The organism is Pseudalkalibacillus sp. SCS-8 (genome assembly GCF_040126055.1).
GTDB classification, from domain to species: Bacteria; Bacillota; Bacilli; order Bacillales; family Fictibacillaceae; genus Pseudalkalibacillus; species Pseudalkalibacillus nanhaiensis.
In genome coordinates, this window is record NZ_CP143541.1 from 3,169,747 (window position 1) to 3,181,399 (window position 11,653).

9 protein-coding genes are annotated in these 11,653 nt (G+C 45.9%); 1 reads left to right on the top strand and 8 read right to left on the bottom strand.

The genetic code is table 11. The features are described 5' to 3' along the window. Positions 1-137: 137 nt before the first annotated feature. Positions 138-563 (bottom strand): hypothetical protein, encoded by a 426-nt coding sequence (locus V1497_RS16430; RefSeq protein ID WP_349408594.1) that lies wholly within the window; start codon positions 561-563, stop codon positions 138-140. A gap of 302 nt (positions 564-865) precedes the next feature. Between V1497_RS16430 and V1497_RS16435 the strand changes: the two genes are divergently transcribed. After that, positions 866-3,925, top strand: coding sequence for an Ig-like domain-containing protein (locus tag V1497_RS16435; RefSeq protein ID WP_349408595.1), 3,060 nt, complete (start codon positions 866-868; stop codon positions 3,923-3,925). Positions 3,926-4,256: 331 nt separating this feature from the next. On the opposite strand, the gene V1497_RS16440 is transcribed toward V1497_RS16435, so the two are convergent. Genes V1497_RS16440 through V1497_RS16470 form a run of 7 tightly spaced genes read right to left on the bottom strand, consistent with a single transcriptional unit; the run spans position 4,257 to position 11,631 of the window. Next, on the bottom strand, positions 4,257-5,831 hold the full coding sequence (locus V1497_RS16440) for an FAD-dependent oxidoreductase (protein ID WP_349408596.1): 1,575 nt from the start codon (positions 5,829-5,831) through the stop codon (positions 4,257-4,259). Positions 5,832-5,834: 3 nt separating this feature from the next. Further along, complete coding sequence (nagA, locus tag V1497_RS16445) at positions 5,835-6,965, bottom strand: N-acetylglucosamine-6-phosphate deacetylase (RefSeq protein WP_349408597.1); 1,131 nt, start codon at positions 6,963-6,965, stop codon at positions 5,835-5,837. 25 nt (positions 6,966-6,990) lie between these two features. Then, positions 6,991-7,968 (bottom strand): Gfo/Idh/MocA family oxidoreductase, encoded by a 978-nt coding sequence (locus tag V1497_RS16450; RefSeq protein ID WP_349408598.1) that lies wholly within the window; start codon positions 7,966-7,968, stop codon positions 6,991-6,993. Beyond that, positions 7,965-8,624 (bottom strand): hypothetical protein, encoded by a 660-nt coding sequence (locus tag V1497_RS16455; protein ID WP_349408599.1) that lies wholly within the window; start codon positions 8,622-8,624, stop codon positions 7,965-7,967. Before V1497_RS16455 ends, V1497_RS16450 begins: the two co-directional genes overlap by 4 nt. 12 nt (positions 8,625-8,636) lie before the next feature. Then, positions 8,637-9,473 (bottom strand): sugar phosphate isomerase/epimerase family protein, encoded by an 837-nt coding sequence (locus V1497_RS16460; RefSeq protein WP_349408600.1) that lies wholly within the window; start codon positions 9,471-9,473, stop codon positions 8,637-8,639. 19 nt (positions 9,474-9,492) lie between these two features. Then, positions 9,493-10,566: a Gfo/Idh/MocA family oxidoreductase gene (locus V1497_RS16465; protein WP_349408601.1), complete on the bottom strand. Its 1,074-nt coding sequence runs from the start codon at positions 10,564-10,566 to the stop codon at positions 9,493-9,495. Between the two features lie 15 nt (positions 10,567-10,581). Beyond that, the gene (locus V1497_RS16470) at positions 10,582-11,631 is read right to left on the bottom strand and encodes a Gfo/Idh/MocA family oxidoreductase (RefSeq protein WP_349408602.1); all 1,050 of its coding nucleotides are present in this window, start codon (positions 11,629-11,631) and stop codon (positions 10,582-10,584) included. Positions 11,632-11,653: the final 22 nt, after the last annotated feature.

An 11,653-nucleotide genomic window follows, 5' to 3' on the forward strand; every position in this document is an offset into this window, starting at 1 on the left:
CCTAGTGGCATTATCCAATGATCCATTTTTATATCAGATATGTAATAAGGACATTATACGCCTTACAACGAAATGAATTCAATGACCAAAACTTATATGTACAAGAGGTGGCATGACCAGACCTCTTGGCAATGATATTAAATATTACCATAAGCCGTTCCAGAAAACGTAACCGGTCCTGTAACTGCCGCCTGGTTCAAAGCACCTTCTGGGTTTGTTAGTTCAACGGTGATGGCATATTTCGTCTGTCCTGCTGGAACATTGATATCCACTGCTGTAAATGTGACCGTCTTATCCTCAATGACTGTAATATCAATTTCATCAGTGGTCGAATAAATCACCTGGTTGTTCCCACGTATAATCTTGAACTGGACGTTTGGACGCCCGGCAACTGCTGACCACCCCACAGTCGCTTTCAAGTCAACCTGGTTAACATTCTGAGGGATCTTGAGTCCAAACTCAGCCAATCGGATTCGAGTAGGAGCAGTCGGGATTGCACGGTTCAAATCACCATTGCTGTCAGCCGGCGCACTGAAGAAATAGTCTAGTACTCTTTTTGCCATTCTATCACCTCCACACTATAGAATATGTGAATTAATTCCAGTTTGCGTGGACAAGTGATGGAATTTACTAGATTCATATTAAATCATAGACATGTCTTAAATGGGTCCCTTATTGGACCAATTGAAATGATTCCCTCTCCCTTCCTCTCTCCCATAGTCTTATACAATCCCTTTCGTGTTTTTGAAAGTAAGTCTTTTAATAGAGAAGAAATAGCCCCTTTACAGGAGAATCGATCCTTTCTACTGAAATTCAACAACATCGGCAAACGGAAAAATAAGAATTGTAGAAAGGAGTTTTTCACATGAGAAAGATAGGTTTGACAACGCTCGTTGCATGCATGATTTTCAGTTTGTTTGCATTCCCAGGATCGGGAGCCGCACAGATAAAGAAGACATTCGAACAGCCAGAGAATCTTGGTCCAATGGTCACTTCAGTAGCCGCTATGGATAGCGCTTATGGCATCGAGGATGGACACGATGTGATGTATACCACTGTAAAAGGGGATCCTGGCGTTTTCCAGGTCGTTAATTTAGACACGTATGAGCTGCTGCGGACTTATGAATTGGAGGGTCTAGGCGGGTCCTGGACACACGTCGTCGATGGAGATGGTCATGTCTATATCGGCGGTTCTGGTAAGCTCTTTAAATATGATCCTTTTACGAAGACCGTTACAGATCTTGGAACAGTGGTACCAGGTGCCCGTGAAGTGTACGGACTTTCTGTTGATGAAAGTGGTAACGTCTATGGAGGGACTTATCCTGACGCACATGTTTTTCGTTATTCTCCTGACACAGGTAAAATGACGGATTACGGGTCTGTGAAATCTGATCAGGACTATGTACGTTCTCTCACCTACGCAAACGGCACAATCTATGCAGGCATTGGCATCAAGGGAAGCATCATGACGATTGATGCTGCCACCGGGGAAATCGGTACGTTACCTGTCCCTGATCGACCAGCATATTATGATACTGCAAACCTTAGTATGATCTGGGCCTTGGATGTCGTCGGTCACTATCTTTTTGTCCATCTATCAGATGGCAACTTCATCATTTATAACCTTGAAAATAAAGAATGGTTACCTGAAACAGTGACAGGCACAAAAGGACTTGCAATGACCCCAGCGCACGACGGGAAGACGTATTTTGTCGCAAATGGAAAGATCATGTCCTTTGACTTGAATACGGAAGCGACTGCTGAAACAAACCTTACTTACGGGTCGTATATCCGGAATGCAGGGTGGGTTACGATAAACGATCCTGAACTTCCTGGTATGTCACTCGCAACCATCAGTTTTAACGGAAGTGTCCAGCTCTTCAATTTTGAGACCAGTGTAAGAAAAACACTTGAACCAATTGTTGAGGGTCAACCTACTACCATTCAGACACTCGAAAAAGGTCCAGATGGAAAATTATACTCAAGCGGGTATATGGGAACCTACGGCGCACAATATGATCCATCGACTGATGTGCTAGAATTATTCAACCTCGGTCAGGCTGAAGGGATGACATCTCTGAACGATAAGATGTATATGGGGACTTATCCTGGTGCGAACATTTATGAATATGACACGACCAAGTCTCCAGGGGATGCTGACAATCCTCAGAAGCTTTTCAGTCTCTCTTCGGATGGTCAGGACCGCCCGTTTTCAATGACCTCAGGGGACGGAAAGGTATTTATCGGAACCATTCCTACGTATGGTGAATTAGGTGGTGCTTTGACGATCTATGATCCGAATTCAACTTCCGCTCCGTCCACGTATCGGAATGTTGTTGAGAACCAAAGTATCATCGGGCTAGCGTATCGGGACGGAAAAATTTACGGCTCTACCTCTGTTTGGGGCGGTCTAGGTATTGATCCGACAGCGGACGCGGCTAAAATGTTCGTCTGGGATGTCAATGCCGGGACGATGGTTACGGAATTTACTCCTGACCTTCCAGGAACTGTTCCATCTAAAGCAATTGGCGAGCTGTCATTCGGTCCTGACGGCTTATTATGGGGAGCATCGTACGGTACCATTTTTGCAATGGACCCTGATACCTACGAAATTGTAAAAAGTAAAGAGATCGTTGCAACCGATTGGAATTTCAATCATTATTGGCGTCCGATACATTTACGCTGGAGCGATGATGGCTTACTTTATACGACGCTTGCCGGACAAATCACAGTCATCGACCCAGAAACATTGGAACACGTACAATTGGATCGAAGTCCGCTCATGACCCTAGGTGATGACGGGAATATCTATTATGCAGATGGAGCCGATCTGAAACGGATCACCGTAAAGGATGGGCTCCCACCTCAGCAAGTAGAAATTGACGTGGACCTAGAGAATGCTAGTTTTGAAGAAGTTGTGAGTAATGGTGAAATTCCAGGATGGTCGGATAACTGGAAATCCGGTAATGCTTCCTTCCAGGTGACAGACGAACGAAGTTTTACTGGAAGCAAAAGCTTGAAGATCGTCGATACCGGGACATCTGAAACCGTAGCCGTGCTGTCTGATCCTGTTGAGGTCATACCAGGAAAAGAATATACAGCAAAAAGCCAGGTTTATCTAGAGACAGGAAGAACGATCATGATTTTACGTTTCTTTGATCAACAAGGGAAACAATTAGCTGATGAAGTTGCTTATGTTACGACAGGGAAAGGTCAATGGCAAGAAGTGATCGCGAGTGGTTATGCCCCGGAAAATGCAGCGACCGCCCGTATCTATGCTTACGTTAGTAATTATTGGACCGGCACGTCATATTTCGATGACTTCTCGTTGACCTATAAGGTTTTTGATAATGAATTGCCTGGGCTGGAGATGACTTCACCAGAAGAGGCATTGATTACAAATGACACGACTCCAGCTCTGAACTTCAAGACAGTACATGATTCATCGCTGTATTTGGAGAACGGTGGTGAACTGATCGGCCAATGGGACCTAAAAGCAAACGAAGCAACTGAGGTCACGGTAGGTCCTTTAGCAGAAGGGACACATGCGATTGTCGCATATGCCAAAACAAACGAGGGTATACCTGGGGAGGAGATTTCGATTACAGTGGTTGTCGATTTGACGGCGCCAGATGCCCCGGATGTGATTTCTCCAGATAAACCGATGAGCACGAACGATCGTACACCCGAGGTACAAGTAAAAGCCGAGGAAGGTGCGGTTATCGAAATCCTTGAAGACGGAAAGGTCATCGGAACAGGGATCGGAGCAGGAGAACAATCTGTGACAATCAAACTCCAAGAGCTTGAACAAGGAAACCACAAGCTGGTAGCCACGGCGACTGACAAAGCCGGCAACACGAGTGAGGAAAGTCCAATCCCACACATCATCATCAATAATGGAGAAGCAAACGGACACAATGAATAGAGTAGACAAAGGGGACCCAGCAACTGCTAGGTCCCCTTTCTTTGCCCCCATTTTCCTCTTTTCGTGTTTTTAGGGTAAAGAAACACCTTTTCTTTACCCTCAATTCATCATTTCTTCGGTTTCAACACTCCATATCCACCCTATGAGGTGCTCATTTCCGGTTTTCTCTGGTTTCAGCACCTCATATCCACTCTTTGAGGTGCTCATTTCCGGTTTTCTCTGATTTCAACACCTCATATCCACCCTATGAGATGCTCATTTCCAATTTTCTCTGACTTAAGCACCTCATAACCACTCTTTGAGAGGCTCATCATCTCTTGTTTTCTATGATTTAGACGGCTGAGATTTTGGGCCAGGTTAATTCCACTCCTCGCGCAATCAATTCCTTCTGGAACTGTTCCAGATGCTTGCTCATCTGCCGAATGCCTTTTGGCTGCACACCCTGATCAATACAGTAGGAAGCCAGATGACCTACTGCCTCTCCTATTCCCCACTCAACTGGATGAAGGCGATAACACCCATTCGTAATGTGGGTCGTTCCAATGTTTTTACAGGCTGGAATCAGATTTTCCATCCGAATCGGAATCAGACTTCCCAACGGAATTTGGAAAGGATAAGCGTAATGGTCGATGTAATTGTCACCACCTGTAGAAGGGTGAAGATCCAACCGATAGCAGCCAATTCCGACAGTGTCTTCAAATTCCGTCGCACACTGCTTTCCTTCCACCTCTGCAGAGATGTGTTGCTCCAGAATCGTGAACGCTGACCTGATTCGTCTCGATTCACGAATATAGGGATACATAGCCAACCCATCCTCTGTACCAACAACATCTTTCCTCAATCTTAAACCAGGATAACCATAGCCCCCGTCGGGTCGTGGTGCTTCCGTCTGCATCCAATACAATAAGGAAAGGCTTAGCTGTTTGGCGTCCTCCAGGTGCTTTACTCTCTCTTCGTCACTCACATCAATAATCGAGCCTAGCCAGTAATCGTTGGCAGGCCAATTGACGAGCGTAATGTCACTCTTATAAAATCCGTCCTCAAACTGACTTCGATCAATGATCCGTCGATATTTCCATAACGAAAACATCCCTTCTTGTTCAAAGAGAGTGTATGTAATCGGGTTCATCGTAGGCGGATGGATGCCGCTCCAGCTAAGCTGATGATCGGGCCAGAAATCCGCCTTATATTGCCTCCAAAACTCATACTTGGATGGCTTATCAATCGTATGATCTTCTCCATCGAAGTAGTCCATCGCATAACAATATGTAAAGGCCTGCATATTCTGAGGCTGTGGTGGTCCATCCACCGCATGGGGTTCTCCTGTTTCTTCCTTCGATTCTGCTCCGGTGACATACTCAACCCCAGCTAAAGGCAAAACATCCCCCATCTCTGTCGCATCAATGAAATAGTCACCTGTCAAAACATACCGTGAATCATGACGTACAGACGCAACGGTTACAGCAGTGATCCGATCATGAATCGTTTCTGCTTTTACAATTCTGCATTCCGTCATCAATGTTAGTTGACCATTATGGATGAACGGATTCAGCATTTCATATAAAACGTGGAGTGCAACTTTCGGCTCATGGCTGATATTACTGACAATCGCCTGTCCAGGGTTAAAAGGGGTCTTCCGATTTTGATTCCGAATTGGAAAGTTCCGTTCGTAATACCCTCTGATTCGATTCCGGAGCTCTCGATACGTTCTTGTCGATCCGAATGTCTCGATCCATGGATGTTCATCAGGTGGTACTGCCTGACTCGTCATCTGTCCCCCGATCCAAGGGGTTACCTCTGTCATGATAACCTTTTTTCCAGCCTGTAGGGCCGCTAAAGCCGAGGAACATCCTCCTAAGCCCCCACCGATAATAACCACATCCGCTTCAAGCTCTTTCTGTCCCATCTATTATTTAACCTCCTTTTTATAAACAAGTTCTCCTTCCAAATAAGTCGATCGTACATTCAAATCGTGATTCAACAGGACATAATCCGCATCATACCCATTTTTAAACCGTCCTTTGTTTGGGATGCCAAGCGAGTCACACGGATTCATACTTAACCCGTGTAAAACAAATCCCAAATCAAGCTGGAGTTCTTTATGCAAAAAGTGAAGCGCATCAAGTAAGGTAATCGCACTGCCCGACAGCGTGTTTTGACCCTCTAATTTCACAGATCGTCCCTCTTTGACGAGTGTCTTCCCAGCCATTTTATAGGTGCCATCTGGCAAACCTGCAGCTGCGCTGGCATCCGATATGGCCACCCACCGGTTCTTCCCTTTTTGCGTAATCAACCATTTAACAATCTCAGGGTGAACATGAAGCCCATCAGCAATCACCTCACAGTACACCCTGTCATTCAGTATCGCAGCTTCCATTACTCCCGGCTTCCGGTGGTGAATGCCACCCATTGCGTTAAAGCTGTGCGTCGTGCGATTCACTCCCCTCTGTATCGCATGATTGAACTCGTCATACGTAGCAGCTGTATGACCAGCAGAAATACGGATATTCCGTTTTCTGAAAAAATCAATAAACGGTTCAATCCCGCTCATTTCAGGAGCAAGCGTTACAAGCTTCAACCGATCACCTGTTATATCATAAATGGCTTCAGCATCTTTCATTAAGGGAGCGATGAGATGTTCTGCTTTCTGAGCACCTTTGTATGTTCTATTCAGCCAGGGACCTTCTAAATGAATACCAATCATCCTGGCCGCTTTTTTATTCATTTGATTCCGATCATAAAAATGAACAAGCTGCCGTAAAATGACCTGGAGCTGTTCCATCGATTCCGCCCTTGTCGTCGCAAGGAAACCTGTTACTCCGTATTTTAATAGGTTTTCGGCAATGAACTCATAATGAACAAGATCCCCGTCCATGAAATCACAACCCTCCAGCCCATGGATATGAGTATCAATCATACCTGGAATGATATACCCACCCTCCCCTTCTAACCTGTAAAAGGTCTTTTCATCCCCCATCACCAGCTTTCCTTCGTGAACCAAAAAAGGGAGCTGGCCACCGTTTCTTTTTGGTGTAAACATAGCCTCTCCCTTTCCTCCTCATAAGTTATCTAATTGTAATTTCTTGATGTGAGCGTCCTGACTCGTAGGCAGCCAGTGCTACTTCCATCGCCCTCAGTCCATCTAGACCAGTGACCGATGGTTCCAGGTCCTCTTTGACACATTTCACGAAATCCTCAAGCAAACCATAATCCATATCCTTTCCGAACAGAACATGACGGTAAGCTTCGTCCTTGGAAGAATAAAAGTGTAACGTTTCCCCGAATGCATCTGCATACGCTCTGCCTTTCGTACCCACAACTTCAATCGTTGCATCTCCCCAGGTCGGATAGGCGGGATTTTTCGACCAGCTGGGATCATGACTAGCGAGTACCCCGTTTTCAAACGCAAGGGTCATCAAGCCACAATCATCAATCGGTTTATCCGTGAACAAGGTGTCCACCTCCGCATAAACCTTGCTTACATCACTGTTCATCAACCAGCGCATAATATCGATCATGTGGACAGTATGATCAAGAACAGCTCCACCACCTGACTTCTCCGTTTCTATGAACCACCCGCCAGGATTTTGACCACGGTTCGTCGTTCGCATGGAAAGAATTGTACCTAAATGCCCTTCCTCTACATACGTCTTAAGCTTTTGAATCGGTGTGCTATAGCGAACAGGAAAGGCTGTCATCAATTTCACTCCTGCTTTTTTACATGCCTCGATCATCTCCCAGGCGTCATCAGTAGAGGTTGCGATCGGTTTTTCACATAAAATGTGTTTGTTTGCCTCTGCCGCTTGGAGGACCATCTCTTTGTGACGTACATTTTCGCTGCAAATGATGACGGCATCCACATCGGTCGCCAGCAAAGCACCGTCAGATTCGTAATATGGAACATCGTATTTTCTGGCCGCTTCTTCTCCTCGTGCCGGATCGTCATCTGAAATCCCAGACAGGTGAACACCGGGCATTTGATTCAGACAATCCGCATAACTGTAGGCATGCATATGGGCAAAACTCATTATGCCGAATTTCATTGGACCACCTCCACCTTCTGGTTTTCGATAGACGCGTAAATGAGATCAACCACTTCAATTGCTTTTTTTATTTCTTCATACGTGTACGGTCGGCCTTCCTGCTGCTTTTCCTTCCCCTTTTTATCAAGTGAGCTTATCGTCTCTGTTTTAAAAGCAGGTAAGGGTTCGTTGCGATACATCAGAATACCAGCTTTGGATGCCGCCTCCAGCTCATAAACCTCCGTCAGATTCGTCCCGTGCGCCACTTCAATGTGAGCGACACTGCCATTCTCCAGCTTGAGGGTTGCGACCAGGTGCTCATAACTGTCAACCTCCAACAATCTCCCATGAACGCGGACAACCTCATATTTCTGTGCCGTCACTATACCGATTTCCTGCAACAGAAGTTGCTTCAAGGGAAGGTCTGTTTCATGCGGATGCCGTGATAGAAGACGAAACACGCAAGGAACGTCCGCTATTTCATTGTCCATCGTCTCGGAAAAATGCCACGATTCAGGACGACTTTTCCATCCGTCATGAATGTGGAACGTCAATTTGTTCAACTCGGCATCCGAATTGATACGTACGATTTCAACCGCTTCAAGGAACGTACTTGCGACTGTTTTTCCTGCTTTCATTACTTCTAGCAATTCTTCCTTCGTCCATACTGGCCTCATCGTTACGCCTCCTTATCCTTTTGCCAGACTGACAAGCTTTTCGATCGATCTCTTTACGCATTCTTTTGAATCTTCATGTCCTTCATATTCAATGGAATACCAGCCATCATACTGGACGCTTTTTAACTCAGAAATGATGTTTTCGAGATTGATCATCCCTTCTCCAGCGACTGTTCCGAGATACCGGTCACCATTCAGTGCCTTGAAGGATTGCCCTTGAAAATCCGTCTCCACCTTGCGAAAGTCTTTGAAATGGACATGGACAACATCGGACTTCAATCTCTTCGTAGACAAATAAGGATCTTCCTGTACGAGCAGGAAATTACCGGTATCCAATGTGCTTTTCAAAAAGTCCGAGTCAATCTCATCAATCATGCTTTTCACTTGCTCAGCCTTCCCTGCAAAGAGTCCATGGTTTTCAATTGCGAGGTAGACCTGTTCCTGTTCAGCGATAGCCAAGCACGCTTTGAACCCTTCAATGATCCATGCACGTCCTTCGTCATACGTAATGCCATCCATAAGATCGCCGCAAAAGACACGCACGATATTTGTACCAAGCTTTTTGGCAGTGTAGATTCCTTCTATGACCCGATCCACTTCCGTTTTCCTTTCCGCTGCGGTTGGCTTTACAAAATTGTTGGACACGTCATAAGCGGAGACCGGAAGATTTTTCGTTTTCAAATATGCTAAAACACCGTCTATTTCTTCATCCTTGTTCGTCCAATAAACATCGAGCAATTCTACGCCATCTGCACCGATTTCCTTCGCGTAATCGATGAACTCGTATATTCCCCAACCGTGGTTGCGGATATATTGATTGAGACTGTACATACTCACACTCGTTTTCATAACATGCCTCCCGAATTCGTCATTTTCTCATTTGGGATTCTTCACGAAAGGTGATTTCTCTTTTCTTGTCAGCAGATTCATAAATTCCGTGTAGCATCTTCATCACTTCCACACCGTCTTCGACTGGACTGATCGGCTCCTCCAGTCCATGACAGCTTCGGATGAAATGCTCGATTTCCCGGTGGAATCCTTTATCAAAGTCAAATGTCAACGTATCGATTTGTGGCGTCGCGTTCAAAATCGTATTATGCTTTTCAGTGATGATCTGTAATTCCGGCTCCAGCTCTGCACCACCTGACGTTCCATACAGCTTCGCATTCAACTCATCTTGCTTCGAGTGAAGAGTAAAGCTCACATCAACGGCGAGGGAGGCGCCGTTTTCAAAACGAATGAGTCCATTCGCCATATCCTCGACTGAATTAATATCAGGGTCATAATCCGCTGCTTTATAGAAGTCAAGATTTTGAACGTTGGAGCGATTCCCTAGACGGTTATAGGTGTTCCCGACGACCGCTTGGACCTTTGGGCGCCCCATCATATACCAGCAAAGGTCAATCATATGGACACCTAGATCAATCAGCGGTCCCCCTCCTGAGCGCTTTTTGTCAGCAAACCACCCACCTGGATTACCGAGCCTGCGGATACAGGAGGTTTTCGCATAATAGATGTCACCCAGCTCACCCTTATCAATGAATTCCTTCAAAATCCTCGCATTCACACCATGACGACGGACAAACCCGACCTGGAAGATCTGATTGTTCCGCTCGACCGCCTCACGGATACGTGAAGCCTCTTCCATCGACATGCATAACGGTTTCTCTACGAGCACATGCTTCCCAGCGTCAAGAGCAGCGATCGCGATTTCTGAATGGGTGTCATTCCACGTACAGATGCTCACTGCTTCAATTTCGTCCAGGGCCAACAAATCCTTGTAATCTTCAAATGCATGTGCCGCTCCATATCGCTCAGCCTTCTGTTTGGCTCTTTCTCGATTCAAATCACAAACCGCGAAGATCTCTACATCTTTCAAAAGCTGGTAGCCTTGTAGATGGAACTCCGCTATGTTTCCAGCTCCGATTACACCGACTTTCATAGTAAGCCCTCCTTTTTAGCAAGTGATTTCTTTACCAGATTGATTGGACTGATCGATCCAATCCAGCATTCTCAAAACATTCAATCCTTGGGTGCCATCTGACAGTGGATTTTCCCCGCTTTTGATAGATTGGATGAAATGATCGATTTGATCGTTAAGGGGGTCATTCATCTCGAACTTTGGATACGATTCCATAAGAAGATCATCCATCTCGTGATAAAAGCAGAGTGGATGTACCGAGAGGCCGCCTTTCGTTCCATAAATGTCGAGCTTGAACCCTTCCTCTTCCTTCCCTTGCATAGCCCACGCTGTTTCCAGCGACAATGCACAACGATTGTCAAACCGAATGAACGCACTACCAAAATCCTCAACATCGTGGACGACTCTCTTATCCTTAACGGCGGAGGTCCACCCTTCACGTGTCATTTGGGTTTGGTAGTTTCCTAGCCCACGCGTTTTATAGCCTGATATCGTTGTAGGTTTGGGCATACCGAGCAGCCACCACGCTAGATCTAGGATATGGACACCAATATCCATCATCGCCCCGCCTCCGGAAAGAGACGAATCGGTGAACCAACCGGCGGGTGTTCCTCTCCTTCTCATATAGCGAGCTTTTGCGTAATAGATGTCACCTAGATTCCCTTTTTCGATGAGCTGTTTCATCAGTTGGACATCATTACGGAAACGAAGTGACATCGCGACCATGCATACCCGTGAACGTTCGGCTGCAAGCTTCACGACCTGTTCAGCTTCCTTCAACCCAATACCTAAAGGCTTTTCAACTAAAATGTGTACATCTTTTTCCAGCAGCATCCTTGCAATGGAGAGATGGGTGACATTCGGTGTACAAATGCTTGCGGCATCAATCTTTTCTGAAGCAAGCATGGTCGAGACACTGTCATACGTCTTCTCCACTTCAAACAGACGCGCCATTTCAAGTGCCCTCGCTTCATTCGGATCCACAATACAGCTGATTACAACATCAGGATGCTGCTGATAATAGGGAAGGTGCCCTACTTGTGCGATGGCACCTGCACCTATGACAGCTACTCGGATCGGCTCCACCGTAACCCTCCTTTTTTGAGAA

Coding starts and splice junctions, on each gene's coding strand:
- V1497_RS16455 (WP_349408599.1), bottom strand. CDS start 8,624: ATGAGGCCAGTATGGACGAAGGAAGAATTGCTAGAAGTAATGAAAGCA.
- V1497_RS16435 (WP_349408595.1), top strand. CDS start 866: ATGAGAAAGATAGGTTTGACAACGCTCGTTGCATGCATGATTTTCAGT.
- V1497_RS16430 (WP_349408594.1), bottom strand. CDS start 563: ATGGCAAAAAGAGTACTAGACTATTTCTTCAGTGCGCCGGCTGACAGC.
- V1497_RS16460 (WP_349408600.1), bottom strand. CDS start 9,473: ATGAAAACGAGTGTGAGTATGTACAGTCTCAATCAATATATCCGCAAC.
- V1497_RS16440 (WP_349408596.1), bottom strand. CDS start 5,831: ATGGGACAGAAAGAGCTTGAAGCGGATGTGGTTATTATCGGTGGGGGC.
- nagA (WP_349408597.1), bottom strand. CDS start 6,965: ATGTTTACACCAAAAAGAAACGGTGGCCAGCTCCCTTTTTTGGTTCAC.
- V1497_RS16465 (WP_349408601.1), bottom strand. CDS start 10,566: ATGAAAGTCGGTGTAATCGGAGCTGGAAACATAGCGGAGTTCCATCTA.
- V1497_RS16450 (WP_349408598.1), bottom strand. CDS start 7,968: ATGAAATTCGGCATAATGAGTTTTGCCCATATGCATGCCTACAGTTAT.